The 26393-nt window shown below is 63.9% G+C and carries 27 protein-coding genes; 15 read left to right on the forward strand and 12 right to left on the reverse strand.

Going from position 1 to position 26393, the window contains the following annotated elements; translation table 11 throughout:
• Nucleotides 1–73: 73 nt before the first annotated feature.
• The 4 genes from groL to RA21_RS15310 form a co-directional block, all read right to left on the reverse strand.
• Nucleotides 74–1726: a chaperonin GroEL gene (groL, locus tag RA21_RS15295; protein WP_039150417.1), complete on the reverse strand. Its 1653-nt coding sequence runs from the start codon at nt 1724–1726 to the stop codon at nt 74–76.
• 65 nt (nt 1727–1791) lie between these two features.
• A complete protein-coding gene (locus RA21_RS15300) occupies nt 1792–2079 on the reverse strand; it encodes a co-chaperone GroES (protein WP_019298592.1) in 288 nt (95 codons plus the stop codon).
• Between the two features lie 191 nt (nt 2080–2270).
• The gene (locus tag RA21_RS15305) at nt 2271–3272 is read right to left on the reverse strand and encodes an isopenicillin N synthase family dioxygenase (RefSeq protein ID WP_052257675.1); all 1002 of its coding nucleotides are present in this window, start codon (nt 3270–3272) and stop codon (nt 2271–2273) included.
• A 175-nt stretch (nt 3273–3447) separates the two neighbouring features.
• Nucleotides 3448–4119: a DUF2161 domain-containing phosphodiesterase gene (locus RA21_RS15310; protein ID WP_039150420.1), complete on the reverse strand. Its 672-nt coding sequence runs from the start codon at nt 4117–4119 to the stop codon at nt 3448–3450.
• A gap of 150 nt (nt 4120–4269) precedes the next feature.
• Between RA21_RS15310 and RA21_RS15315 the strand changes: the two genes are divergently transcribed.
• The 3 genes from RA21_RS15315 to RA21_RS15325 all read left to right on the forward strand — a co-directional run bounded on the left by RA21_RS15315 (nt 4270) and on the right by RA21_RS15325 (nt 7319).
• On the forward strand, nt 4270–5253 hold the full coding sequence (locus RA21_RS15315) for a TraB/GumN family protein (protein ID WP_039150422.1): 984 nt from the start codon (nt 4270–4272) through the stop codon (nt 5251–5253).
• A 46-nt stretch (nt 5254–5299) separates the two neighbouring features.
• Nucleotides 5300–6280, forward strand: a complete 981-nt coding sequence (locus RA21_RS15320) for a TraB/GumN family protein (protein WP_039150424.1) — start codon at nt 5300–5302, stop codon at nt 6278–6280.
• Between the two features lie 118 nt (nt 6281–6398).
• Entirely contained in the window at nt 6399–7319 is a 921-nt protein-coding gene (locus RA21_RS15325) for a manganese-dependent inorganic pyrophosphatase (protein ID WP_039150699.1), read from the forward strand.
• 77 nt (nt 7320–7396) lie between these two features.
• Here the strand turns inward: RA21_RS15325 and RA21_RS15330 are convergent, their stop codons facing one another.
• Entirely contained in the window at nt 7397–8089 is a 693-nt protein-coding gene (locus tag RA21_RS15330; RefSeq protein WP_019298599.1) for a hypothetical protein, read from the reverse strand.
• Nucleotides 8090–8211: 122 nt separating this feature from the next.
• Nucleotides 8212–10116: a methyl-accepting chemotaxis protein gene (locus RA21_RS15335; protein WP_241483512.1), complete on the reverse strand. Its 1905-nt coding sequence runs from the start codon at nt 10114–10116 to the stop codon at nt 8212–8214.
• A 226-nt stretch (nt 10117–10342) separates the two neighbouring features.
• Here RA21_RS15335 and RA21_RS15340 point away from each other — a divergent pair, with 226 nt between their 5' ends.
• Nucleotides 10343–11218 (forward strand): TIGR01459 family HAD-type hydrolase, encoded by an 876-nt coding sequence (locus RA21_RS15340; protein WP_039150427.1) that lies wholly within the window; start codon nt 10343–10345, stop codon nt 11216–11218.
• Nucleotides 11219–11418: 200 nt separating this feature from the next.
• Complete coding sequence (locus tag RA21_RS15345) at nt 11419–11862, forward strand: MaoC family dehydratase (protein WP_019298602.1); 444 nt, start codon at nt 11419–11421, stop codon at nt 11860–11862.
• Between the two features lie 525 nt (nt 11863–12387).
• Here the strand turns inward: RA21_RS15345 and RA21_RS15350 are convergent.
• The gene (locus RA21_RS15350) at nt 12388–13008 is read right to left on the reverse strand and encodes a hypothetical protein (RefSeq protein ID WP_152610567.1); all 621 of its coding nucleotides are present in this window, start codon (nt 13006–13008) and stop codon (nt 12388–12390) included.
• Nucleotides 13009–13160: 152 nt separating this feature from the next.
• On the opposite strand from RA21_RS15350, the gene RA21_RS15355 reads away from it, so the two are divergent.
• The 4 genes from RA21_RS15355 to RA21_RS15370 all read left to right on the forward strand — a co-directional run bounded on the left by RA21_RS15355 (nt 13161) and on the right by RA21_RS15370 (nt 16011).
• Nucleotides 13161–14093, forward strand: a complete 933-nt coding sequence (locus tag RA21_RS15355) for a bifunctional riboflavin kinase/FAD synthetase (RefSeq protein ID WP_039150433.1) — start codon at nt 13161–13163, stop codon at nt 14091–14093.
• On the forward strand, nt 14090–14572 hold the full coding sequence (locus RA21_RS15360) for a YcgN family cysteine cluster protein (RefSeq protein WP_039150438.1): 483 nt from the start codon (nt 14090–14092) through the stop codon (nt 14570–14572). The genes RA21_RS15355 and RA21_RS15360 overlap by 4 nt, the downstream gene beginning before the upstream one ends.
• Before the next feature lie 113 nt (nt 14573–14685).
• A complete protein-coding gene (locus RA21_RS15365) occupies nt 14686–14892 on the forward strand; it encodes a hypothetical protein (RefSeq protein ID WP_019298646.1) in 207 nt (68 codons plus the stop codon).
• A gap of 84 nt (nt 14893–14976) precedes the next feature.
• Nucleotides 14977–16011 carry a threonine aldolase family protein gene (locus RA21_RS15370; protein WP_039150439.1) on the forward strand — a complete coding sequence of 345 codons (1035 nt, stop codon included), beginning with the start codon at nt 14977–14979 and terminating at the stop codon, nt 16009–16011.
• Nucleotides 16012–16029: 18 nt separating this feature from the next.
• Here the strand turns inward: RA21_RS15370 and RA21_RS15375 are convergent, their stop codons facing one another.
• Nucleotides 16030–16623 (reverse strand): 2-hydroxychromene-2-carboxylate isomerase, encoded by a 594-nt coding sequence (locus RA21_RS15375; protein ID WP_039150442.1) that lies wholly within the window; start codon nt 16621–16623, stop codon nt 16030–16032.
• 190 nt (nt 16624–16813) lie between these two features.
• Between RA21_RS15375 and soxC the strand changes: the two genes are divergently transcribed.
• Both soxC and RA21_RS15385 read left to right on the forward strand, forming a co-directional pair.
• Nucleotides 16814–18097: a sulfite dehydrogenase gene (gene soxC / locus RA21_RS15380; protein ID WP_039150446.1), complete on the forward strand. Its 1284-nt coding sequence runs from the start codon at nt 16814–16816 to the stop codon at nt 18095–18097.
• Nucleotides 18084–18605 (forward strand): c-type cytochrome, encoded by a 522-nt coding sequence (locus tag RA21_RS15385; RefSeq protein ID WP_039150449.1) that lies wholly within the window; start codon nt 18084–18086, stop codon nt 18603–18605. The genes soxC and RA21_RS15385 overlap by 14 nt, the downstream gene beginning before the upstream one ends.
• 13 nt (nt 18606–18618) lie before the next feature.
• Here the strand turns inward: RA21_RS15385 and RA21_RS15390 are convergent, their stop codons facing one another.
• Both RA21_RS15390 and RA21_RS15395 read right to left on the reverse strand, forming a co-directional pair.
• Nucleotides 18619–19377 (reverse strand): nuclear transport factor 2 family protein, encoded by a 759-nt coding sequence (locus RA21_RS15390; RefSeq protein ID WP_039150452.1) that lies wholly within the window; start codon nt 19375–19377, stop codon nt 18619–18621.
• Between the two features lie 67 nt (nt 19378–19444).
• Nucleotides 19445–20239, reverse strand: coding sequence for an alpha/beta fold hydrolase (locus tag RA21_RS15395; protein ID WP_039150454.1), 795 nt, complete (start codon nt 20237–20239; stop codon nt 19445–19447).
• Nucleotides 20240–20411: 172 nt separating this feature from the next.
• On the opposite strand from RA21_RS15395, the gene RA21_RS15400 reads away from it, so the two are divergent.
• Nucleotides 20412–21434 (forward strand): ribose-phosphate pyrophosphokinase, encoded by a 1023-nt coding sequence (locus RA21_RS15400; RefSeq protein WP_039150457.1) that lies wholly within the window; start codon nt 20412–20414, stop codon nt 21432–21434.
• Nucleotides 21435–21487: 53 nt separating this feature from the next.
• On the opposite strand, the gene RA21_RS15405 is transcribed toward RA21_RS15400, so the two are convergent.
• Nucleotides 21488–22681 carry an MFS transporter gene (locus tag RA21_RS15405; RefSeq protein WP_039150459.1) on the reverse strand — a complete coding sequence of 398 codons (1194 nt, stop codon included), beginning with the start codon at nt 22679–22681 and terminating at the stop codon, nt 21488–21490.
• Between the two features lie 69 nt (nt 22682–22750).
• Between RA21_RS15405 and RA21_RS15410 the strand changes: the two genes are divergently transcribed.
• On the forward strand, nt 22751–23152 hold the full coding sequence (locus tag RA21_RS15410; protein WP_039150462.1) for a helix-turn-helix domain-containing protein: 402 nt from the start codon (nt 22751–22753) through the stop codon (nt 23150–23152).
• Here the strand turns inward: RA21_RS15410 and RA21_RS15415 are convergent.
• The gene (locus RA21_RS15415) at nt 23149–23499 is read right to left on the reverse strand and encodes an H-type lectin domain-containing protein (RefSeq protein ID WP_039150465.1); all 351 of its coding nucleotides are present in this window, start codon (nt 23497–23499) and stop codon (nt 23149–23151) included. The two genes, RA21_RS15410 and RA21_RS15415, sit on opposite strands and share 4 nt — an antisense overlap.
• Nucleotides 23500–23823: 324 nt before the next feature.
• On the opposite strand from RA21_RS15415, the gene nhaC reads away from it, so the two are divergent.
• Nucleotides 23824–25296, forward strand: a complete 1473-nt coding sequence (nhaC, locus tag RA21_RS15420) for a Na+/H+ antiporter NhaC (RefSeq protein WP_039150468.1) — start codon at nt 23824–23826, stop codon at nt 25294–25296.
• A 73-nt stretch (nt 25297–25369) separates the two neighbouring features.
• Nucleotides 25370–26392, forward strand: coding sequence for a GlxA family transcriptional regulator (locus tag RA21_RS15425; RefSeq protein WP_039150470.1), 1023 nt, complete (start codon nt 25370–25372; stop codon nt 26390–26392).
• The last annotated feature ends 1 nt before the right edge of the window (nt 26393 follow it).

Consider the following 26393-nt stretch of genomic DNA (forward strand, 5'->3'; position numbering starts at 1 on the left):
GGCGGGCTCTCGGCAGATTGGCCTGGTCGGCCAATCGCCTGTCGCCTCATCCCAAATCCCAAGGGATTTGTGATTACATCATGCCGCCCATGCCGCCCATGCCGCCCATGTCGGGCATGCCGCCGCCGGCGCCTGCGCCTTCTTTGGCGGGCTTGTCGGCAACCATGGCTTCGGTGGTGATCAGCAGGCCGGCAACCGAGGACGCGTCTTCCAGCGCGGTGCGGGTCACTTTGGCCGGATCGATCACGCCGAAGGAGAACATGTCGCCATATTCACCGGTCTGCGCGTTGTAGCCGAATGCGCTGTCCGAGGATTCGCGGATCTTGCCGGCAACCACGGCACCGTCGACGCCTGCGTTTTCGGCGATCTGGCGCAGCGGCGCTTCGATGGCCTTGCGGACGATGTTGATGCCTGCGTTCTGGTCAGCGTTGGCGCCTTCCAGGCCTTCCAGGCCTTTGCCGGCCTGCACCAGGGCAACACCGCCGCCGACGATCACGCCTTCCTGCACGGCTGCGCGGGTCGCGTTCAGCGCATCGTCCACACGGTCCTTGCGCTCTTTCACTTCCACTTCGGTCATGCCGCCGACGCGGATCACGGCAACACCGCCTGCCAGTTTGGCAACGCGTTCCTGCAGCTTCTCGCGGTCGTAGTCAGAGGTGGTCTCTTCGATCTGGGTGCGGATCTGGGCAACGCGTGCTTCGATCTCGGCCTTCTCGCCAGCGCCGTCGACGATGGTGGTCTCGTCTTTGGTGATGGAGACTTTCTTGGCGGTGCCCAGCATGTCCATGGTGACGGACTCGAGCTTCATGCCCAGATCCTCGGAGATCACCTGGCCGCCGGTCAGGATCGCGATGTCCTGCAGCATGGCCTTGCGGCGGTCGCCGAAGCCCGGCGCCTTGACGGCTGCGATTTTCAGGCCGCCGCGCAGCTTGTTGACAACCAGGGTTGCCAGCGCTTCGCCTTCGACGTCCTCAGCAATGATCAGCAGCGGCTTCTGCGACTGGATCACCTGCTCCAGCAGCGGAACCATCGGCTGCAGCGAAGACAGTTTCTTCTCGTGCAGCAGGATCATGCAGTCTTCCAGATCCGCGACCATCTTGTCGGGGTTGGTGACGAAGTAGGGCGACAGGTAGCCGCGGTCGAACTGCATGCCCTCGACCACGTCGGTCTCGGTTTCCATGCCTTTGTTCTCTTCGACGGTGATGACGCCTTCGTTGCCGACCTTCTGCATCGCGTCGGCGATCTGGCGGCCGATTTCAGCTTCGCCGTTGGCGGAGATGGTGCCAACCTGCGCAACCTCGTCGGAGTCTTTCACTTCGCGGGCCATGTCCTTGATGCCCTGCACGACTTTGGCAGTTGCCAGGTCGATGCCGCGCTTCAGGTCCATCGGGTTCAGGCCGGCAGCAACCTGCTTCAGGCCTTCTTTGACGATCGCCTGGGCCAGAACGGTTGCGGTGGTGGTGCCGTCACCGGCTTCGTCGTTGGTGCGGGAAGCAACTTCCTTCACCATCTGGGCGCCCATGTTCTCGAACTTGTCTTCCAGTTCGATTTCCTTCGCCACGGACACGCCGTCCTTGGTGATGCGCGGTGCGCCGAAGGATTTGTCCAGAACCACATTGCGGCCTTTGGGGCCCAGGGTCACTTTCACGGCGTCAGCCAGAATGTTGACGCCTTTCAGCATGCGGTTGCGGGCATCGGTGTCGAATTTGACGTCCTTAGCAGCCATTTTTCACTCTCCTAGAGAAATTCTGTGTGTATCAGCGATAGGGGGATCAGAGCAGGCCCGCGGGCTTACTCGATGATGCCCATGATGTCGCTTTCCTTCATCATCAGCAGCTCTTCACCGTCGACGGTGATCTCGGTGCCGGACCATTTGCCGAACATGATGCGGTCGCCAGCGGACACGGCCATCTCGATCAGCTCGCCGCTGTCCTTGCGGGCGCCAGCGCCGCATGCAACAACAACGCCTTCACTCGGCTTTTCCTTGGCGGAATCGGGGATGATCAGGCCGCCCGCGGTTTTCTCTTCGCTTTCGGTGCGGCGCACCAGCACACGGTCATGCAGCGGTTTCAATGCCATCTTTGCAGCTCCTTGAAAGGCTCAAAGGTTGTTATCTGTTGGACCTCCGCCTCCCCGGCGGGGCCGTTATCACTCACGAGGGGTGAGTGCTAACGAGGGGAAGCTAGGAATGCCCCCGCATGTTGTCAACACGGAATCAGCAAAAATAATGAGGGCGCCGGAGCGCCCCCTGTCCTGCTTCGGATTTCCGCTTATGCTGCCTTGTCTTTCAAATGCGGAAAGCTGTCCTTGAAGCGGCCGAATTTGTGCGCGCCGCAGCTGACCGGCTCATAGCGCGCGGGGTTATCCGCACTGACGCAGCTGTCCAGCGGCTGGAATACGGCGTCCGCATCGGCGTCAATGAAGAACGGAATCGAATAACGCTCCCGGCCCGAGGCATTCACCACCCGGTGCAGGTTCGCCAGGTACAGATCATTGGTCAGCCGCTGGATCAGGTCGCCAATATTGATGACAAATGACCCGGCAATCGGCGCCCCCTCGACCCACTGGCCGTCGCGGTTCATCACCTGCAAGCCGCCCACATCATCCTGCGCCAGGATGGTCAGGCTGCCGTAATCCGTATGGGCGCCGATCCCCATTACACTCTCGTCGATCTGCCCTTCCTGCGGCGGGTAGTGCAGCAGCCGCTGGATGGTGATCGGGTTCTGCATCTTAGGCGCAAAGAAATCCGCCTCCAGATCCAGGCTGACCGCAATCGCCCGCATCAGCCGCTGCGCCAGCCCCTTCATCTCCTGATGATAGCCATAGACCGCGCGTTCAAATTCCGGCCGCACCGCGGGCCACAGGTTGGGGCCAAAGAACGGCGCGTCCCCGGCCGGGCCTTCCGGCCCGATGTCGAAACATTCCTTCAGATCCTTGGTCTTCTTGGGGTCGGTGTTCTCGCCGAAAATCTCGATATAGCCGCGCAGGGCTAGGCCGGATTTCGAGATATGCAGGTCCATCTTGTCCTGCAGCGGCAGGTCAAAGAACGCCCGGGTTTCATCAAAGGCGCCGTTCACAACCGCCTCCGGCACCCCGTGGTTCTTCACATAGAAGAAGCCGACGTTGGTCAGCGCCCAGCGGATTTCCTTGGCGACCTCAAACAGGCTGCCGCCCGTGTTCAGCGCGCTGATGTCGATCACCGGGATCTTGTCGAAAGAGACCCGCTGCGCCCGCAGCCGGTCCTGAAGCCGGTCAATGTCCTGATCTGCCATTGCTCTCTCCCCTTGTGCAAAGCTGGGGCAGTCATCGGCTGACAGGGCCCCGCGCTCAACAGGGAAAAAATGCAACTGACATGAATCTGATTAACTCAAGGGGCGACAATTTCCTGCAAAATAGGGGCTGTACACAACTGAACGCATTAGCCCGCAACAGCACAAAGCCGCCACATCACTTCCCCTCCCAGCTCTCCGCCCAATGCACCAGCCCTTCACGGCCCGCATCGGTCAGCTGGTAGATGCCGGTCTCCACCCGTTCGAACCAGCCATAGTGGTTGCTGGCCATCAGCCGGGTGGCCCGCGCCACGCCGGTGGCCTTGGCGACCTCCGCCCCCTTGCAGGCGCCCGCCCCGGCCAGATGCGCGGCGCAGGCCAGCGCGTCCTGGCGGTAGGCGGTGACAATGCCATGCCGGGTGGCGCCGCCGGCATTGGGGTCGCCGCGCAAGGCCTGGAATTCGCGCAACAACCGCGCCTGCTTTTTCTTCGACTTGCGGGGCGCATAAGGGCCGGGATCGCAATGCACCTCTGCCCGCCCGTCCGCCAGCACCGTGATCAGCCCCAGCCCCAGCCGCCGGCACATCGCCAGATTGTCCTTCATCATCCGCCGCGCCTGCCGCCCGCCGGGCCTTGGCACCGCGATATAGACATGGTCGGTGATGGCCAGCCGGGCGATGGCCTGGTGGAACAGCGACAGCGAAAACTTCAGCTTCAGCTCGACAATCACCGGCGGCTCAGCGCCGCGCACAGCCACCACATCGGCCGCGCCCACCTCACCCTTGACGGCATAGCCCTGGGCCTCCAGCAACGCCTTCACCGGCGCATAAAGCTGATCCTCGCGTTCCATGCCCCATGACTGGCAGGAAGCGCGCGGCTTGGCAATCCGCCGCCCGGTTTTACGGGGCAACGCAGGGTTTTACATTGCCGCCGCCCCTGCCCCGCCCTAGGCTCTTAAGTTCAGGCCAAAAGTTCGGAAACCCCGGGGAAAGGGCGCGTGATGAAACGGATTGCACTGGCACTTGCGCTGATGCTGCAGGCCACCGCCGGTTTTGCCGCCTGCCGCGGCATCGACTACCGCGACCACCTGCCGCCCGCGACCCAGGCGCAGCTCGACCGCGAAATGGCCGCAACCCCGTTTTCCCAAGGCAACCACTGGGTCGCCACCAAGGGCCGCCGCACCATCCATGTGATCGGCACCATGCATGGCGGCGACGCCCGCATGGCCAAGGTGATGCGCACCCTGCGCCCGGCGCTCAGTTCGGCGCAGGCGATTTACCTGGAAACCTCCGATCAGGACATGGAGCGGCTGGACCGGATGCCGCCCGCGATGGCGCGCAGCTTCCTGCTGCCGCAGGGCCGCGAGCTGCGCCAGCTGCTGGCCCCCGACGCCTGGCAGCGCTTCAAGCTGACCGCCCAGGTCACCGGCGCCAATCTGGAAACCATGAACCGGATGCAGCCCTGGGCAATCTCGATGTTCCTGGTGCAAAGCGGCTGCCGCCCCTACGGCTTTGGCCTGCGCCGCGGGCTGGACGACCGGATCGCCGATTTCGCCGCCCGCAAGCGGATCCCGCTGGGTGCCCTGGAAACCCCGGAGCAGGCGCTGGCGGCCATCTCCGGAATGCCGCTGCGTGACCAGGCCCGGATGCTGGAGTTGGAGCTGCAGCTGATCCAGTCCGACAAGCCCGAGGACGCCACCCCGGTTGAGGCCTATTTCGACCAGAGTGTCTGGACCTCCTTCGTGCTCGCCCCCTGGATCAGCGCCCAGTACAGCAGTTTCACCCATGCCGAGACCACGCGGCTTTGGGACCAGTACAACCGCCGCCTGCTGGACCAGCGCAACATCCGCTGGATGAAGGTGATCGGCGCCGCCCGGCAGGAGCGCTTTGTGATTGCCGTCGGCGCCGCCCATCTGCCAGGCAAAAACGGCCTCTTGAACCTGCTCAAGGCACAGGGCTTCAGCCTGGCCCGCGCCCCGTGGTAGGCTGCGGCAAACCTGCCATTCAATTCACGTTTCAGGACATTTCTTCATGCGTTTCATTCTCGCCTTTGTCTTCCTGCTGTTGCCTGCTTCGCTCTGGGCCGCCTGCACCGGCACTGACCAGCGGCTGGCGCTGAGCGCCAGCGACCGCGCCGCCATTGACGCTGAGGTCGCCGCCGCCCCCTTTGCCGAAGGCAACCACTGGATTGCACGGCGCGGCAGCCGCACCCTGCATGTGATCGGCACCATGCACATCAACGACCCGCGGCTGGACGCGGTGACCGCTGCCTTGAAGCCTGTGATTGCCGAGGCCGACCTGCTGCTGCTGGAGGGCACCAAGCGCGAGGAGGCGGAGCTGATGGCCGCCATCGGCCGCGACCCGTCGCTGACCCTGATCACCGAAGGCCCCAGCCTGATCGACCGGCTGCCGCCTGCCGAATGGGACAACCTGGCGGCCAAGGCCCGCGCCAATGGCGTCGCGCCCTGGATGGCCGCCAAGATGCGGCCCTGGTTCCTGGCCGTCTCGATGGCGGTGCCGCCCTGCCTGCGCACATCACCCGAACGGACCCGCGGCCTCGACAAACGGCTGGAGCAGGCCGCCGATGAAGCCGGCACCGGAACCCGCGCGCTGGAAAGCCCGATGACCCTGTTTGAGGTCTTCAACAGCGAGCCGCTGGAGGAACAGGTCCGCCAGCTGCGCGCCTATCTGACCCTGCTGGGCGGTGAACAGGACGCCCTCTTTACCATGATCGAAAGCTATTTCGACGAGCAGGCGCTGACCTATTTCACCATCTATGAGCGCGACTTCCTGCAATCCGACGCGCTGCCGCCTGAGGAAACCCGCCGGATCTGGCAGGAGTCGATGGAGGCGATGCTGGACAACCGCAACCGCGCCTGGATCCCGGTGATCGAGGCGGCGGAGGGCGACCTGATCGTGGTCGCCGCCGGCGCCCTGCACCTGCCTGGTGAGACCGGCGTGCTGAACCTCTTGCAGCAGGCAGGCTACACGCTGGAGCGCGCGCCATTCTGAGCCTCCCTTCCGGCACAACGCCGCATTGCAGCAGCTGCGGGGTGACAAGCTTGCGCGCCAGCCCTATAAGGCGCGCAAATCCCGCCTTTGCGACTCTTTCGACGAACAGGACAGCCCCATGACCATCCAAGTTTTCGGCCACAAATCCCCCGACACCGATTCCACCGGCTCCCCCATTGTCTGGGCCTGGTACCTGAACGAGGTGAAAGGCGTGGCCGCCGCCCCGAAACTGCTGGGCGAGCCGAACACCGAAGCCGCCTTCATGCTGCAGCGCTGGGGCCTGGAAAAGCCGGAAATCATCGCCGATGTGTCTGACGACGCGGCGGTTGTCATCGTCGACACCAACAACCCGGCAGAGCTGCCCGCCAACATCAACGGCGCCGACGTGCAGGCGATCATCGACCACCACAAGCTGGTCGGCGGCCTGGAAACCAAAGGCCCGATCGACATCACCATCCGCCCGCTGGCCTGCACCGCCACCATCATGCACGACCTGATGGGCGACGATGCCGCCAAGATGCCGGAAGCCGTCAAGGGCGCAGCGCTGACCTGCATCCTGTCCGACACGCTGGAGTTCCGCTCCCCCACCACCACCGCCCATGACAAGGCCGTGGCCGAGAAGCTGGCGGGTGAGCTGGGCATCAACATCTCCGAATATGCCGCCGAGATGTTTGCCGCAAAATCCGACGTCTCCTCCTTCTCCGATGCGGAGCTGATCCGCATGGACTCGAAGGAATACGAGGTCGACGGCACCAAGTTCCGCGTCTCCGTTCTGGAAACCACCGCGCCGGGCGTGGTGCTGGACCGCAAGGCCTCGCTGATGAACACGATGACCTCTGTCGCGGCCGAGGACGGCGTTGATCAGGTGCTGCTGTTCGTGGTCGACATCCTGAACGAAGAAGCCACCCTGCTGGTGCCGAACGACCTGGTGAAAACCGTTGCCGCCAAGTCCTTTGGCGCCGATGCGGCCGGTGACACCGTGGTGCTGCCGGGCATCATGTCCCGCAAGAAGCAGATCATTCCGAACCTCAAGGTCTGATCCGCCTTCTGGCCAAGCTTAAAAAAGGGCGCCCGCGGGGCGCCTTTTTCGTTTGTGCCGGCGTTTTAGGCGTGCCGTCAGTCCAGCCCGAACACCGTCATCCATTCGCTGCCCGCCGGGCGGAAGCCGGCGTAATCCGCCAGCATCCGCGTCACCGCAGGCATATGCGCGGCGCCATAGACGATAGCGATGGAAAGCGGCTGATCCCGGTCCAGCACATCCGCCAGCTTTTCGCAAAGGCGCGTGTCGCGCTGATGCAGCAACACGCCGCGCAGCAGGGCTTCTTCGGTATCCCAGGACAGGCTGCTTTCGCGCGTGCTGAGGTCATCCACATTGCGCCCGCGCGACAGGCTGTCCCGGGTGGCGAAACAGCGCCGGCGCAGCCCGATCCAAGGCGCATAGACGAAGCAGAGTGCACGCATGGCAAGCGGCAGCGTCTTCCAGGCTGCCTCGAACTCCGCCTGGGTGACGTCGGCGTGAATGCGTTCTGCCCGGCCCGCTCCGGCCGGCAGTTTGGGCTGCGTCACAAGCCCCAGGCGGTTGCCGTGCAGCCAGCGGTAAGACCGGGTCAAATTCTGTCCGACCGGCGATTTCACACCCTCGAACAGCAGAACATCGTGGTCCAGCGCGTCGCGGTAGACCGCGTCATAGAACCCGGCCTCGCCGATATGCAGCATCGGGAACAGGGTCACCTCTGCCGGGTGTGCGGCGCTTTTGAAAACATGGCGGGCGGACCTCAGCCCCATGAAAGACCGTTCAATAAATTGCATCAAGCGCCTGAAAAAATTGAAGTTCAGGGCGCAGGCTACACCAGAGGCTGTGAATGCGGAAGGCCCGGCCTCCTTACGGAGGCCGGGCTCTTACTCACGCCAGGTTATTCCAGCGGCTTGCCTCAGGCGGAGCGGGCAGCCGGTTCGCTTTCTTTGCCGGACCAGGTTGCGCCTTCATCGCCGAAGTCCTCCCAGCGGTCTTCTTCCAGGCTTGCCGCCATGGCCTCTTCATAGACCGTCTCCGTGTCCAGCTGCTGCTTGCCCATGTCTGCCGGCCCGGGCTTCACCTGCGTGTCCAGCGCATCCGGCCGGGCGCGGTCGAGCAGCACGAACTGGCCGACCATGCGGTTCAGCTCCACGGTTTCGCCGCTCATGGCGCGGATCGCGGAGCCGGTTTCCTCCACCATCGAGGCGTTCTGCTGGGTCACCGCGTCCAGCTGCGAGACGCCTATGTTGATCTCGTTCAGCCCCTGCGCCTGCTCTGCCGACTGGCGGGAGATGCCGGCCACCAGCTCTGTGATGCGGCTGACCTGGGTGACCACGGTCTCCAGCGCCTTGCCGGCGCCATCCACCTTATGGACGCCGTCCTGCACATGGCCGGAGCTGGCGCTGATAAGCGTCTTGATCTCCATCGCCGCGTCAGAGGAGCGCTGCGCCAGCGCCCTGACCTCGGACGCAACCACAGCAAAGCCGCGCCCGACCTCGCCCGCGCGGGCGGCTTCCACCCCGGCATTCAGCGCCAGCAAGTTGGTCTGAAAGGCGATATCGTCAATGACGCCGATGATCTGGCTGATCTGGTTGGAGGAGTTTTCGATCTCGTTCATCGCCGCAATCGCGCCCTCGACCACTTCGCCGCTGCGCTCCACATCGGCGCGGGCGGCCTCAACCGCGCCCTGCACCTCTTGCGCGTTCTGGGCCGAGGAATTGACGCTGGCCGTCATCTGCTCCAGCGCCGCGGCGGTCTGCTCCAGTGTCGCCGCCTGGCTTTCGGTGCGCTGCGACAGATCCTCTGCCGCGGTGCGGATGCCATCCGCCTGGCTGTTCAGCCGCCCGCCGGCCTGCACCACCTTGGACAGCAGCTCATTCAGCTTGTCGACGGTCTCATTGTAATTCACCCGCAGCGGATCGTAATCGGCCCCGAATTGTTCAGCAATCTGGTCGCTGAAGTCACCCTCTGCCAGATGCTGCAGCGCCTGGCGCAAGCGCTCGATCACTGCCTCGCCTTCCTGGCGCAGCTTGTTCTGCTCCTCCAGCGCCTTGACCACGCGGCCCGAAACCGCATCAATGTCCTTGGCAATCTCGCCGAAATCATCCGCCCGCATCCGGTCCGCAACCTTGAGGCTGAAGTCGCCCTCTGCCACCTCGCGCAGGGCGGCCCGCATCCGTTCAATCGGCCGTGTGATGGTCAGCGTCACCTTGCGGGAATTGCGGGCCATGATGACCGTCGCAACCGCCGAAATACCCAGCACCAGATAGAGCAGGTTGTAATTATGCTGGCGTGCTTCAATCGCGGTTTCTGAAGCTGATGCCTTGATCGCGGTGCCAAGCCTGGACAGTTTTTCGGAGATCGTAGCGGAGTAGGACTGGAAGGCGGGCAACGCATCGACGGCTTCCGCCGTGTCGGTAAAGGCGAGCGCCACGACCTCTGCACCCGTATTGTTGAACCCGTCGACCAGCGGCAGCAGCGACGCCACCATGTTGCGGATATGCTCCGGCTGCTCCAGCCCGTGCAGCAACTCCATCTCGGTGCGGAATTTTTTTGCTTCAGCCTCCATGGCGGCCTGCAGCTCTGCCTTGCGGTCCTCCGCCCCGTTCTGGCCCAGCACCACTGCAGAAACCACCGCGGCCTCCACCTTGCTGTGGGCCATGTCCGCCGTCAGCTCATGCCGGACCGCCTGGGTCACATTGATCTGCTTTTCCAGGTTCAGCTCGCTCTGCCACAGGCTGAAGAGCGATACCGTGGCCAGGATAACCACCGAGGACATGGCGATGACGCCGGACAGCAGAAGCCGCCGTTTCAGGGACATCGTGCGAAAAATAGACGGACTGCGAAACATGACAAAATCACCACAGGGTTGTTTTCTGACATACAAGATCGCCCGGGTTAATTTTTGAAAAATCTGCAGGCCCGATGCAGCTTTTTAACGGTAGCTGAACGGAACGGCGGCAATTCCGGGGCGCGCGGACCACTGGCCTTCTGCTGCCGTCTCTGCCATAGCTGGCGGCAAAGATCCCACGCGCGAAGGCCCGGACATGACTCAGATCATCAACTCCCTTTCCGACATTTCCAGCCGCTACAAGGCGCTGTTCGTGGACCTGTGGGGCTGCGTGCACAATGGCATCACTGCTTTTCCTGATGCGGTGGCGGCGCTGCAGGCCTACCGCGCGGCGGGCGGCATCGTGGTGCTGGTGACCAATTCGCCGAAGCCGCGCGCCGGTGTGGCGGCGCAGCTGGGCCAGTTCAACGTGCCGGATGATGCCTATGACACGATCTCCACCTCCGGCGACAGCGCACGGGCGGCGATGTTCACCGGTGCCGTGGGCAACAAGGTCTACTTCATGGGTGAGTGGGAGCGCGATGCGGGCTTTTTCGAGCCGCTGCACGTGATCCATGACCCGGTGGAGATCACCCGGGTGCCGCTGAAGGAGGCCGAGGGCATCGTCTGCTGCGGCCCGTTCGACACCATGGCAGACCCGGAGGTGAACCGGGCCGATTTCCTTTATGCCAAGCAGATGGGGATGAAGCTCTTGTGCGCCAACCCTGACATCATCGTCGATCGCGGCGAGAAACGGGAATGGTGCGCGGGCGCTCTGGCGCGGCTTTATACCGAGATGGGCGGCGAGAGCCTGTACTTCGGCAAACCGCATCCGCCGATCTATGACCTGGCCCGGCTGCGGCTGCAGGAGGTGGCGCCTGGGATTGCCGATTCCGAGATCCTGGCGATCGGCGACGGGCCGCATACGGATATTGCCGGCGCCATGGGCGAAGGCATCGATTCCCTGTTCATTACCGGCGGGCTTGCAGCCAGAGAGACAAAGACATCAGTCCAGCCGGACCCGGAGGCACTGGAAGCCTATCTGGCGCAGGAGCAGTCCGCGCCCAGCTATGCCATTGGTTTCCTGCGGTAAATACAGCGGCCGGCACCCCTTCCAGCTTACTATGCCTTGCAACCCCGCCCGCTTTGGGCGGGGTTTTCTTTTGTCAGAAACTTCTTGATTTTCTGCAGTTGCAAAGTAATAAAGTTGCGCAAGGCGTCACGCTGGCGCGCAAAAGTTACAACGCCAAACGGTCAAGCAGCACGATCAGGACCGGGCGAACGGAGGATGAAATGTTGGACAACATGCCGCGCGGAACCATCTGCATCGAGGACATCGAGATGGGCATGGTGCGTTACCTGCGCAAAGTCATCACCGATGAGGACATCGAGAAGTTCGCCCAGGTGTCAACCGACCGCAATCCGGTGCATCTGGATGACGATTACGCCCAGGACACCATTTTCGAGGGCCGGATCGCGCACGGGATGCTCACCGCCGGGCTGATTTCAGCCGTCATTGGCGAGCAGCTGCCGGGCCACGGCACCATCTACATGAGCCAGTCGCTGAAATTCCTGGCGCCGGTGCGCCCGGGCGACCTGGTGCTGGCGGAGGTCGAGGTGACCGACATCGTGATCGACAAGCGCCGGGTCAAGCTGGACTGCCGCTGCATCGTGGATGGCAAGAAGGTGCTGGTGGGCGAGGCCATGGTGATGGCGCCATCGCGCAAGTTCGACTGAGGCAGAGGCCGAGCCCGGACAGGGGGCGTTGCCCCCTCGCGCCTTTGGCGCTCACCCCCTGGGTATTTCGGACCAGAAAGAAGCGCAGGCGCGGTGTGCGCGGTGCGCGCAGCAGTTTCAGCCGCCGGGGGCCTCTGCCCTTGGCGGTTTTCTCTTGCCGTGCCTGTTGTTTCTTTCGTTCCGTTCGGGTGTTGCGCTGTGTCCCAGTTAAGGGGGCGGCGCCGCCGGGTGGAGGTGGACAGACCCCGCCGGGGGCCTGCTCGGACAGGATATCCTGGACGACCCCCTTTTTATCAGGGCCGGTCTCCGGGGTGTCGCGCAGGCAGCCCAAAGATGCCTGCGCCTCGTATCATGGCCCATGCGCGGAGCCATGGCGGGGGATCGCGATCATTGGGGAGTATGGCAGAGGGGCATGAGGATTGCGTGAAGGGGGCGTACGGTGGGTCCGCAACACCCTGTGAACATGCCACTCAACCTGCAGCCTCAGCCCCTGTGAAACCCGGCGGCAGCGTGCGCCCTAGTCACTCAATCTTCTGCCAGACAGAACCTGTTTCCCTGGCAAACCTTTTGGTCCAGATCGAAAAGGCCAATCATTGTGCTATTGATTTCATGGGGCGTGCTTGAAAACTCTGACGCAACAGTTACTATTACCCATTCCCGTTTGCCATTGTCATCATTGACATAGGAGTAATGCCGGGACGTTTTCACAGGTCCCAAAATACTGCTGTTTGGCACATCTGCAGTCAATGGTCCTCCGATTCTGGCCCATGTGTCATATACTTGCCGCAACACCTTTTCGCCAAACGGTACGGTTTCCTGAATACATTCCTTAACGACCTGGCTTGGTTCCTGTTCGGCCGCGACCAGGATCATTTTTTGAACTCGTTCCTTGTTCGGAGCCGGGTCAACGAATTGGAATGGCCCATCCTGAATGTGAAAATCCGGCTGGATGCCTGTGGCTTCTTTCAGAAATCCCCTGAGGCGTTTCGCATTCAGTTCAGGATACTGAGAGCATACAACGATTGCTTTGATCAGGACAAAGCTCTTTGTACTTGTACCTAAAGTGAATTGGGCGATCAGCTCCGCCCGAGCCTGAGTCAGCAGCGTTGCATACATTGCCATTGCGGCCAGAATTGTTAGTCGCAAGATTCGAATACCCTTAACCTGATGCGCTTTTTCAATCAGCCTGTTCTAAGCTTTTAACGCGGTCCCCCGCCAGAGTCCTTGTGACTGCCGGTCCCGCCCTCCCCCGCCACTGGCCGCTTGAACCGCCGCGCGGCTGCGGGTACGGATGCGCCATGCGTATCGTCAGAGATTATGAATTCGTCGAAGACCAGGACCGGGGCGCCACCGTTGCCATCGGCAATTTTGACGGCGTGCATCTGGGCCATCAGTCGGTGATCGAGCTGGCCCGCGATGCGGCACCGGAGGCGCCGCTGGGGGTGATGACGTTTGAGCCGCACCCGCGGGAGTATTTTGCGCCCGACAGCCCTCCGTTCCGGCTGATGCGGGCCGAGACCCGCGCCCACCGGCTGGAGAAGCTGGGGGTGGAGCGGCTGTATGAGCTGAACTTCAATACCGCGCTGTCGAGCCTGACGCCGGAGGAGTTCGCCCGCGACGTGATCTCCGAAGGGCTGGGGCTGGCGCATGTGGTCGTCGGCGCCGATTTCTGTTTCGGCAAGGGGCGTGCGGGCAACGCCGAGGACCTGCAGCACTTTGGCGAACAGTATGGTTTTGGCGTGACGATTGCGCCCTTGATGGAATATTCCGAGCACGCGGTGTCCTCCACCGCGATCCGCAACGCGCTGAGCGAGGGCCGGCCTGCGGATGCCAAAGAGATGCTGGGCCATTGGCACCGGATCGAGGGCACCGTGATCGGCGGCGAGCAGCGCGGGCGGGAGCTGGGGTTTCCCACCGCCAACATGTCGATCGACGGGCTGCATCAGCCGTGCTTTGGCGTCTATGCGGTGCTGGTCGATGTTTTGGACGGGCCGCATAAGGGCAGCTACCACGGCGCTGCCTCTGTCGGGGTGCGGCCGATGTTCGGCGGCGTGGTCCCGAATATCGAGACCTTCGTGTTCGACTTCTCCGGCGACCTGTACGGCGCGACGCTGTCGGTGGGGCTGGTGGCTTTCCTGCGGCCGGAGATGAAGTTTGACGGGCTGGACGCGCTGATCGCGCAGATGGACGCGGATTGCGCCGAGGCGCGTGACATACTGGCGGCGCTATGAAACCTGCAAAAGACGTGATCGACCGCTCCGGCCTTGGCCAGCGCTTCTGGGAGAAGAAGCCGCTGGAGAAACTGAGCCAGAAGGAATGGGAAGCGCTGTGCGACGGCTGCGGCAAATGCTGCCTGAACAAGCTGGAGGATGAGGAGACCGGCGAGGTCGCGCTGACCCGGGTGGCCTGCCGCCTGCTGGATGACAGCACCTGCCGCTGTGCCCAGTACCCGATCCGCCATCAGTTCATCCCCGAGTGTATCGTGCTGAAGCCCGAGAACCTGGACACCCACGCCTATTGGATGCCCGAAACCTGCGCCTACCGGCTGCTGTGGCAAGGCAAGCCGCTGCCGGAATGGCACCCCTTGCTGACCGGTACCCCCGAGAGCGTGCATGAGGCAGGTGTTTCGGTGCGCGGCTGGACGGTGTCGGAGTTTGAGATTGCCGAGGATGAGTGGGAGGACCACATCATCGACGAGCCGACCGGCTGATCCTGCCCTGCCGCGGGACTGTTAAACAGAAATACAATTTCAGGTTGCATTGCACGCCACCCCGCCGCCATGATGAGGGAATCCAAGCGGGTTTCCCACAAGGAGGGCAGCAAATGCCATTCGAGCACGGCACCTATTTCAGCGAGAAAGAAGCCTATAAGGCCAAGGCGTTCCTTTCGACCCTGGGGCTGAGCGGCAAGCAGGCCGCGGAGATCCAGGCTTGGCATCAGTATCACCTGGGCAAGCAGCTGACGGTCTGGGCCACGGTCGGGACCTTTGCCGGCATCGGGCTGGGGCTGCTGTTTGCGCGGATGTTCTGAACCCGCCGGGCCGGGGCGGCTTGGCATCGGCGCCGGAACTGCCTACTGCTAGACGGATACTCTGGCAGACAAGGGACTTCGCTGATGCATTTCGCCTCTGACAACTCCGGCCCGGTGCCGCAGCAGATCCTCGACGCGCTGGCGCGGGCCAACCAGGGCTATGCCATGGGCTATGGCTCTGACGCTGAGATGGCAGAGGTGACGGAGCGGATCCGGGAGATTTTCGAGGCACCTGAGGCGGCCGTCTATCTGGTGGCCACCGGCACCGCGGCCAATGTGCTGGCGCTGTCCACCCTGGCGCAGCCCTGGCAGACGGTGTTCTGCACCAAGCCCGCCCATATCAACATGGATGAATGCAACGCGCCGGAGTTTTACAGCGGAGGCGCCAAGCTGACGCTGGTGACGGAGGCGGACAAGATGACCTCCGAAGGGCTGCGCGCCGCCATCGAGGGTGAGGAGACCCGCGGCGTGCACGGGCCGCAGCGGGGGCCGGTGTCGCTGACGCAGGTCACTGAGTTCGGCACCGTCTACAGCCTGCAGGAGCTGCAGGCCATCTGCGGGGCGGCCAAGGAATACGGGCTGCCGGTGCATATGGATGGCGCCCGGTTTACCAATGCGCTGGTGTCGCTGGGCTGCACGCCTGCGGAGATGACCTGGAAAGCGGGCGTCGATGCGGTGTCCTTCGGCGGCACCAAGAACGGCTGCATGGGGGTAGAGGCGGTGATCTTCTTTGATCCCCGCCACGCGCAGGAGTTCGAGTACCGGCGCAAGCGCGGTGCGCATCTGTTTTCCAAGCACCGTTACCTGTCAGCGCAGATGCTGGCCTATCTGAGCGACGATCTGTGGCTGGAGAACGCCCGCGCTGCCAATGCGAAAACCGCGCTGCTGGCCGAGGGACTGAAGGCGGCGGGCGCGCATTTCACCCACCCGGCGCAGGCCAATATGATCTTTGCCGCCCTGCCCCGCCGCAAGCATCAGGAGCTGTTCGCCGCCGGCGCCATTTATCACCTTTGGGACGGGCTGCTGCAGGGGCCGGAGAACGAGATGGTCACGGCCCGGTTTGTCTGCGACTGGTCGGTGCCGGAGGAGGACATCCGGGCGTTCCTGTCGCTACTCTGACCGCAAGCAGGGCCGCGGTCAGCGCTTGCCCTGCGCCCAGAGCAACGCGTCCTCCAGCCGGTCGTCACCCCAGAAAACCTCCCCCGCCACAACGAAGCTGGGGGCGCCAAAGATGCCCAGCGCCATCGCCTCCTCCGTTGCATCCGCCAGCATCTTGACGGTCTTGTCCGACACCGCCTCAGCCAGCACCCTGCCCGGGTCCTGGCCCGCGGCCTGGAGGCTAGCGGAGAGGTTCGGGTCCTCGCCCGCGGGCTGGCCGGCCTCGAACCAGCAGCGGTAGGCGGCCTGGGTATAGGCCTCGCCCCAGCCCTCTGCCGCGCCCAGCGCCGCCACCTGGTTGGCCAGCACCAGTTCCGGCAACGGGTACGGCGCAGGCAGCCGCACGTGGAGGCCGTAGCGCCCGGCGCGGCGTTCGATGTCGCGCCACATATAGGCGGTCTTTTCCGGCTTATCCTTGAACGGGATGTTGTTCTGCACCGTCATCACATGGCGCACGTTGAAGGGGCGCCAGCGGACCGGAATGCCCGCCTGCGCCGCCGCATCGCCGATGCGCATCACGGTGAGGTAGCTGTAGGTGCTGCCGATCGAATACCAGAAATCCAGTCCGGGCATGGGAGCCTCCTGTCAGTCGTGACCTGCGGTAGAGTTTAGCAGCGGGGCGCGGTTTATCCACTCTCCCCCTGCCGCCGCCCCTGCTGCCGCGGGCTGTTTTATGGTAGAGTAACGAAAGCAGCGGGTGGCAAGACCCGCGTCCTGGGGCCCTGAGCGAGCAGCATTTGCCAGCAAGGGAGGGGACATTCAAATGACACGATCCACCATTGACGGCGCGGCGCTGGACTATGCCGCGGGCGGCGGGCTGCTGAGCCGCCGGACGCTGTTGGCTTCAGCCGCTGCGGGGACGGCCGCGGGGCTGCTGCAGCCGCGCGTGGCGCGGGCAGAGGCGGAAATCCCGGAATGGACCAAGGCCGCAGGCGCAAGGGCGCGCGGTTATGGCGCGCCGGCGGCGGCAGAATCTACAGTGCAGCGCGCCATCATCGAACCCTGGCAGGACGTGGCGCCGGCCTTCAGCCTGTCGGGCACGCCGCACCACAAGTTGCGCGGCACCATCACCCCCAGCGGGCTGCATTACGAGGTGCATCACGGCGGCCGGCCCGATATTGACCCGGCCCGCCACCATCTGATGATCCACGGGCTGGTGGAACGCCCGCTGCAGTTCGATCTGGACGCGCTGGAGCGTTATCCGATGGTGACGGCGACCCATTTCCTGGAATGCGCCGGCAACAGCCTGTTCAACGCGGTGATGCCAGAGCCGATGCAGGCGGGCTGCGACATGCTGCATGGGCTGGTGTCGAACACCGAATGGGCCGGCATCCCGATGCGCATTCTGATGGAGGAAGCCGGGGTGAAGCCCGAGGGCAAATGGGTGGTGGCCGCGGGCGCCGACGGGCCGAGCCTGGCGCGCTCGATCCCGATGGAGAAGGTGATGAGCGACGGGATGCTGGCGCTCTACCAGAACGGCGAGCGGATCCGGCCCGAGCAGGGCTATCCGATGCGGCTGCTGCTGCCCGGGTTCGAGGGCAATATGAACATCAAGTGGCTGACCAGCCTGTGGGTGACGGAGGCGCCGGTGCATACCAAGGATGAATCGGGCGAATATACCGAGATCCTGGCCGATGGCTCCTCGCTGCAGTTCACCTTTGCGATGGGGGTGAAGTCGTTCATCACCCATCCGTCCTCCACCATGACCATGAGCGGGCCGGGATTTTACGAGATTTCCGGGCTGGCCTGGACCGGCGCGGGCAAGGTCGCCAAGGTCGAGGTGTCAGCCGATGGCGGCACCAGCTGGGCCGAGGCGGCGCTGGCCGGGCCGGTGCTGCCGCAGGCGCTGACACGCTTCAGCCTGCCCTGGCACTGGGACGGATCGCCCCTGGTGCTGATGAGCCGCGCCACCGACGAGACCGGCGCGGTGCAGCCTGCGCGCGCTGACTGGAAGGCGCGCTATCACGCCTCGAATTTCCTGCATTACAACGCCATCCAGCCCTGGCGGGTCACGGCAGAAGGAGCGGTTCAGAATGTCTATCTTTAAACTCGCCACCACCGCCGCCCTGCTGCTGACTGCTGCCGCCGCCCGCGCCGAAGGACCGGGGCTGGGGCAGCCGCTCGAGGCCGCGGATATCCCGTTTTATGCCACCTATGTGAAACCCGATGGCACCGGCCTGCCCGAAGGCAGCGGCACTGCAGCGCAAGGCGCGGAGATCTATGCCGCAAAATGTGCCACCTGCCATGGCGCAACCGGCAGCGAGGGCCCGGTGATGCCGCCGGTTGGCCCCAATGATGTCTGGGCCAAGCCCGCAGGCAGCTACTGGCCCTATGCCACCACGCTGTTTGATTACATCCGCCGGGCGATGCCGCTGGAGGCGCCGAAGTCGCTGAGCGATGACGAGGCCTATGCGCTGGCGGCCTATATCCTGGAACGCAACGGGGTGATTGATGCGGACACCGCGATGACGGCAGAGACCCTGCCCGCGGTGCAGATGCCGAACCACGGCAACTTCACCGACGTCTGGGCCAAGCAGGGCGCGAACCCCTGGTGAGGACGGGCCGGGCTTAGAACTTGCCGTTGTCGTTCTTCCACTCGCTGCGCGGGGGGATGGCCTCGATCGTGTCCCAGTGCTCGGCGATCCGACCGTCCTTGATGCGGTAGAGATCGTAGAAGCTGGTGTGGATGCCGCCCCGCTGCCCCTCGCAGGCGCAGAGGACGAAATTGCCCTCTGCCAGCACCCGGTGGAGGTACTCGTACTGGATTGCGAGCGTGCTGTTTTCTGTGGCTGACAGCGCTTCGCGCAGGGCGGGCAGGCCGTCGGTCAGATCCGGGTTGTGCTGGATGAGGTCCGCGTGGACATAGTCCGGCAGCTGGTCCAGCTGCCGCCGGATCAGCACCTGCTCGGTATAGCTGCGGGCCAGGGTGCGGTTCTTTTTGGTCTTGTCCAGGTCCGTGATCTCCGTGGCGCCGTCCTGCATCCCGCGTCCGGAGGGGTTGGGGCCGCGCAAAGGCTGGATGTTATCCCAATGCTCCACCGCCTGCCCGTCCTCGAAGCGGAACACTTCGAACGCCGCGCGCAAGGAGGAGAAATCGTATTCGATATGGGCAAAGGCGAAATCGCCATCCTCAAACACCCGTTTGAAGGTGACGCGGGGCGAGGTCTTGGCGAGGCGGGCAAACAGCTCCGCCAGCCCCTCGCTGCCCTCGTGGGTCTGCGGGTTGTGCTGGATGTATTTCGCCTCGTTCACGACGGCGGCAGAGGCCGGGTCGCCGGTCTCCAAGCCTTTGAGGAGGGTTTTCAGCAGGTCTTTCTTCGATGCCATCTGTGCCGTCTCCTCGCTGCAGGCGGTGGTGCTTATCCTGCCCCGTCCATCGCAGTGGTGCAAAGGGTCAGTGCAGGTGCCAGAAGCTGCGCAGCAACGCTACGGTCTGTGCCGCGTGGGTGATTGGCAGCATGTGGCCCGCGCCCGGCACCGCGGTGTGCGCGGCGTTCAGGCGTCGGCAAAGGCTGCGGGCGATGGCGGGGATCACCGGCGGGCTGTCCGCGCCGGTCAGAATCTGCACCGGCATCGTCACGGGAGCCAGTGCGCCGGGGGCCAGGGTGCCGTTTGCGTCCTCATGCAGCACCGCGCGGCTGGCCATCACCACTGGCATGGCGCGCAGCATTGCCGCACGGGCGGGGGCTGGCAGGTCGGGCCATTTCACCTCTCCGATCCCCCACATGCGGTTGAACAGACGGGTGGTGAGTTCCCGGTCTCCCGCTTCCCAGGCGGCTTCGGCCGGCTGGCTGGCCTTTTCCAAAGCGGCAAAGGCGGCGGGGTCTTCGTCCCGCGCGGCGGCAAACAGCACCGGCTCGATCAGGGTGAGGCTGCGCACTAGGTCCGGCCTGGCCATCGCCATCCGCAATGCCACGGTGGCGCCGAAGGAGTGGCCGACGAGGTCCACGGGAACCGTCAGCAGCGAAAGCCCTGCCTGCATGTTCAAGAGCTGGTAGTTGCCCTGCCCGTCCCAGTCCGGGCTGCGGCCATGGCTGAGCATGTCGAAACCGGTGAGGGTGACCTCCTCTGCCATTTGCTCTGCCACGCCGCGCCAGGCGCCGGAATGGGCCAGCGAGCAATGCACCGCCAGAACAGACCGAGGCCCCTGACCGAAGCTGCGATGGAACACCTGCGGGGCGCGGCTCATGCAGCTGGCCCTTCACGATGCGGGTTTTGACGAGGGGTTGTAGGGCTGCGCCTGCGTGCCACCAAAAGCTGTTTCTCCCGCTTAGAACTTTGCGCGAGGGTAAGTGCATGATAAGCGGGGTTCAATATCACGAATCTGACACATTGCCATTGCTGCCTGGGGATCACAGCCAATGCCGACCTTGAACGAACCCAAGCTGATTGCTGGGAACGCCAACCTTCCTCTTGCCCAAGCCATTACCCGCCGCATGAGCCTGCACCGCGGTGTCGACCAGGGGCTGGTGGACGCCCGCGTCGAGCGGTTCAACGACGGCGAGATCTTCGTCGAAGTCTATGAGAACGTCCGCGGCGAGGACATGTTCATCATCCAGCCGACCTCGAACCCGGCCAATGACAACCTGATGGAGCTGCTGATCATCGCCGACGCGCTGCGCCGCTCCTCGGCCCAGCGCATCACTGCAGTGATCCCCTACTTCGGCTATGCCCGCCAGGACCGCCGCACCAAGGCGCGCACGCCGATTTCGGCCAAGCTGGTCGCCAACATGCTGACCGGCGCCGGCATCGAGCGGGTGCTGACCATGGACCTGCACGCGGCCCAGATCCAGGGCTTCTTCGACATTCCGGTGGACAACCTTTATGCCTCGCCGATCTTTGCGCTGGACGTGAAAGATCAGTTCAAGGACCGGATGGACGAGCTGATGGTGGTGTCGCCGGATGTGGGCGGCGTGGCCCGCGCCCGCGAGCTGGCCAAGCGCATCAGCGCACCGCTGTCGATCGTCGACAAGCGCCGCGAGAAGGCCGGCGAAGTGGCAGAGATGACCGTGATCGGCGACGTGAAGGACAAGATCTGCCTGATCGTCGATGACATGTGCGACACTGCCGGCACCCTGTGCAAGGCGGCCCAGGTGCTGCTGGACAACGGTGCCAAGGAAGTGCACGCCTATATCACCCACGGCGTGATGAGCGGCCCGGCGGTGGAGCGCGTCAGCAATTCGGTGATGAAATCGCTGGTGCTGACCGACACGATCCAGCCGACCGAGGCGGTAAAGAACGCGCCCAACATCCGCATCGTGCCGACCGCGCCGCTGTTTACTCAGGCGATCCTGAACATCTGGCACGGCACCTCCGTGTCCTCGCTGTTCGAGGACAAGACGCTGGTTCCGATCTACGAGAGCCTCTATTCCAACGGGGGCTGAGGCGGCTGTTAAATCGAATTGGAAAGCCCCGCGGTTGCGGGGCTTTTTGCTTTTCAGGCTCTCGCACGGTGGCGGCCGGCTAAGACGGTCGCGGCGGCGGCTGTTGCCGCCACCAGCGCCAGCAGGGCTGCGGCAGCACCGAAAGCGCCGACATATCCCCACTGTGTGATGGCCGGCGTGCTGGCAAAGGGCGACAGGAACTGGCCGCAGAACACCGAAGCCGTGAGGATTGCGCCTGCCGTGCCGCGCCGTCCCGAGGGGGCAAGCGCCAGCGTAATGGCAACAAAACCGGGGGAGACCGTGGCGTAACCGATGCCGACAACCATGGCGCCTGCCAGGGACAGCGCCGCGCTTCCTTGCTGGGCCAGCACCGCAAAGCCCAGCGCCAGCGCGCCGTAGCCGAGCGCAAAGATTGCAGCATGCGGCAAACGGGCTTTGAGCCGGCCGTAGAACAGCGCGGCGATACCGCCGCAAAGCGACAGGAGGCCCAGCCCGGCCCCGGTCATCAGCGCGCTATCGAGGCCCTGGGCGGCAAAGAAGAACGGCAGCTGGGTTGGCATCATGAAAAAGAGGCCATTGGTCAGCATCTGCAGGGCAGAGACGGCAATGACCAGAAGCGGCCAGGCCGGGTGACCCGGTGCCTCTGCCTGCCCTGCCCCGCCGGTGCTGCGCCGGGGTTCGGGGGCGTGGCGCCAGACGGTGTAAAGACACAGCACTGCCAGACCGTAGATCAGGAACGGCAGCCGCGGCGACAGGGTGGCGGCCAGCCCAGCGGTGCCGATGAAAACCAGCCCGCCGAAATTACGGGCCGAAATCTGCAGGCCTGTCAGGGCCTGGCGGCTGGCACCGGTGAAATAGTCGCCGATCAGCGCGGTCTGCGCGGTCATGATCAGCCCGACGGCAATGCCAAGGCCAAAGCGGCTGATGAGCATCAGGTACAGGTCCGGCAGGTAATACCCCGCGGTGCCGCACAGGAGGAACAGCCAGATACCGGCCAGCAGCACCCGCCGCCGCCCGCTGCGGTCAGTGAGCCAGCCTGCCAGCGGCGCAGTCAGCATCACCCCCAGCGAGGGCGCGGTGACCAGGAGGCGTACCAGGAAGCCCGCGTCTGGCACCTCCGCAAACTCCTGCTCCAGCCCGGCCAGTGCCGGACTGATGGTGGCGTTGGCCATCACCGTAAGGCTGGCGGCCATCAGCAGCGCAATGGCCTGGGGATGCCGCCAGAGGCTTTGATTGTTGCTCGTCATCAGGGATTTTCCTTGTTCAATCCGTGCAAGGCTGGCAGCCTGCAAATTAAAGTCAGCTTGAGGTCAAGGATGAAACTTCTGGATATCGGCGAGGTCGCGGAACGCTCCGGCGTGGCGCCCTCTGCCCTGCGGTATTACGAGGATCTGGGGCTGATCACCTCCGCAGGGCGCAAGGGACTCAGGCGGCAGTTCGGACCGGAGGTCCTGTTGCAACTGTCGCTGATTACCTTGGGCAAGGCGGCGGGGTTTTCGCTGCAGGAGATTGCAGGCATGTTCGGCAAGGACGGCCAGCCCGATCTGCCGCGGGACCAGCTGCACGCCCGCGCCGATGCGCTGGAGGCGCAGATCCGCGAGCTGACGGTGCTGAAGGACGCGCTGCGCCATGTGGCGGACTGCCCGGCGCCAAGCCATCTGGAGTGCCCGAAATTTCGAAAGCTGCTGTGGGCCGGGTCCATCACGGCGGAGGTTTAGTCGACGTCCCAGTCATCAGCGTGGGGCAGTTCGCCGATCGCCAGCCAGGCGGCGCGCAGGCGGGCGGCGCGGCTGTCGGCCCAGGTGCGGAAGACGATATCAAAGCCCTGGCAAGTGATGTTTTCCGCCACCAGTTCCGCGCGGATCGCGGCGGAGGTGTCCATATCCCAGAGCGACACAGACACATGCACTGCGGGCGGGCTGGCAAAGGCAGCGGTGAACTCCACCGCCCGGCGCCGCACCCGCGGGCCGGTGCCGGTCCACATCTCGCCGCCGTCCTCGAAATCCGAGAACACGGTGACATCGCCCTGTTCGACGCCGGTGCGGGGATTGCGCAGTCGTTTCATTCCGGTTCCCAAGCCGTTAGCCCGTTTCTCAGAGTAAGTCATACAGCGGTATAATCCAGAAACCAGCCGAAAAGCCGCGCTGCCTATGGCCTTTCTTGCAGTGCTGAGGCCAGGGCTGCCCCCCTTCCTGGCGCATTGGCCCGGCGTGCCATGAGGGGAATATTCCCTCCTATCATCCGAAAATCCCCGAAAGAGGCCATTCTTCCCGAATGTCGCAATATCTGTGGATTCCGGCGCGCTGGCATCGAGTCCGCGGCGGCGATCTCTGGTGTGTATCTGCATCCGCCAAAGTCAGGCGTTTTGACCAAAGGGAGGAGATACCCCGTGTCACCATCTGATCCGAATATTGCCAAACCCGGTCTCGGACTGGCGCTGCTGCCGATCCTGCTGACCTTGCTGGTACTGGGCATCCAGCTGTTCTACTTCGGGGATTTCACCCCGCATATCCCGCTGGCGATCGGCATCGCCATCACCGCGCTGGTCGGCCTGAAGCTGGGCCACAAGTGGGACAATATCGAAGAGGGCGTGTTCCACGTCATCAACATCTCGCTGCCGTCGGTGTCTATCCTGATCACCGTCGGCATGATCGTCGGCATCTGGATTGCCAGCGGCACGGTGCCGACGCTGATCTATTACGGCCTGAAAATCCTGTCGCCGGAACTGTTCCTGGCTGCGGGCATGGTGCTGTGCTCCATCGTGTCGGTGTCGCTGGGCACCTCCTGGGGCACCGTCGGCACCGTCGGCCTGGCGCTGATGGGGATTGGCGCAGGCTTTGGCATTCCGATGTACTGGACCGCGGGCGCGGTGGTTTCCGGCGCGTTCTTCGGCGACAAGATCTCGCCGCTGTCGGACACCACAAACCTGGCCCCGGCCGTGACCGGCACCAACCTGTTCGATCACATCCGCAACATGCTGCCGACCACCGTGCCGTCGATGCTGATTGCGCTGGCGATCTATCTGGTTGTCGGGTTCACCCTGATCGACACCTCGCAAGTGTCGTTTGAGCGGATCGACGCGATCACCGCAGCGCTGGACAATGCGTTCTGGATCTCGCCGCTGATGCTGCTGCCCGCACTGCTGGTCATTGTGCTGGCGGTGAAGAAACAGCCGCCGATCCCGTCGCTGTTTGCCGGTGCGGTCGTGGGCGGCATCATGGCGATGGCGTGCCAGGGCGCGGGTCTGCATGAGACATTTACCTTCGCCAACAGCGGGTATTCCATCGACACCGGCGTGGCCGAGATCGACCCGCTGCTGAACCGCGGCGGCATCCAGTCGATGATGTGGACGATCTCGCTGGTGCTGCTGGCGCTGGGGTTCGGCGGCGCGCTGGAGCGGACCGGCTGCCTGCAGGCGATCATCGAGGTGATCATTGCCCGGGTGAAGAGCTTTGCCGGCATCCAGACCTCGGCCATTCTGACCTCGGTTGCGACCAACACCGTGGCGGGCGATCCGTATCTTTCCATTGCCCTGCCGGGCCGGATGTATGCGCCGGTTTACCGCGGCATGAAGTACTCGCCGCTGAACCTGTCGCGCGCCATCGAGGAAGGCGGCACGCTGGTGTCGCCGCTGATCCCCTGGAACGCGGGCGGCGCCTTTGTGATCTCGGCTCTGGCGCTGGGGATTGCCGATGGCAACTTCGAGAACCTGCTGTACATCCCGCTGGCCTTTGCCTGCTGGCTGTCACCGCTCATCGGCATCTTCTATGCGATGACCGGGCTGTTCTCGCCCAAGGCAAGCGACGAAGAGATCGCGGCCTGGGAGGATAGCGGCGAGCCGGTGCAGGAACTGACCGCCTGATCCCCCCTGCGCGCCGGAGCCTCCCCTCCGGCGCGCGTTTCACTGTGAACGTCCCATCTGTTAGGTTAGCGATATGACACTCCGCAGCTTTGTCCCGAAGGGTGCGGCCAGTTTCCGGGTCGATTACGACGGGCCGCCCAAGGATATCTACTTTGTGCTTCTGCCGAAGCTGACCATGCTGGCCTTCAGCGCTGCGGTGGAGCCGTTGCGGATCGCCAATCAGGTCACCGGCAAGGAGCTGTACCGCTGGTTCCTGCTGAGCGAGGACGGCGCACCGGTGCCCTGCTCCAACGGGATCGGCATCAACACCGACATGACGCTGGAAGACCTGCCGCGGGGCAGTTTCGGTTTTGTCTGTGCGGGCATTGAACCCTCAGAAAGCGCCAGCCCCAAGGTGCTGTCCTGGATGCGGCGGCAGAATGCCCATGGCAGCCGCTTTGGCGGCATTTGCACCGGGGCTTTTGCTTTGGCCCAGGCCGGGCTTTTGCAGGGGCAGCGCTTTACCCTGCATTGGGAGAACCAGCCGTCGTTTTCCGAATATTTCCCGGGGCTGGAGCCGACGTCGAACCTATATGAGATCGACCGAGGGCTGTTGACCTGCGGCGGCGGCAATGCGGCCACCGATATGATGCTGGAGATGATCGAGACCGACCACGGCAAGGATCTGGCGGTGATTGTCTCTGACATGTGCATCCACTTCCGGTCCAACAACCGCGAGGCGCTGCAGAAGTCGGCCTATTCGGTAGCGCTGAGCAGCCGCAACCAGCATCTGATCAACGCCATGCAGTTCATGCACGACACCATCGAGGAGCCGGTGGAGGTCGGAGTGGTGGCGGAGCACGCGCAGATTTCGCGGCGCCAGCTGGAGCGGCTGTTCCAGCGTTATGTCGGTACCTCACCGGTGCAGTTCTATATCGACCTGCGCGTGGGCCGGGCACTGGCGCTGCTGAATGAGACCAACATGACGGTGGCAGAAATATCCGCCGCCACAGGTTTCAGCAGCGCGACCCAGCTGTCGATCCGCTTCAAGAAGCGGTACGGGCAGTCGCCTGCCTCCTTCCGCAAGAGCTGGGCAGAGAAGGCAGCCAAGGAGTAGG

The organism is Leisingera sp. ANG-DT, from assembly GCF_000813785.1.
GTDB lineage: Bacteria > Pseudomonadota > Alphaproteobacteria > Rhodobacterales > Rhodobacteraceae > Leisingera.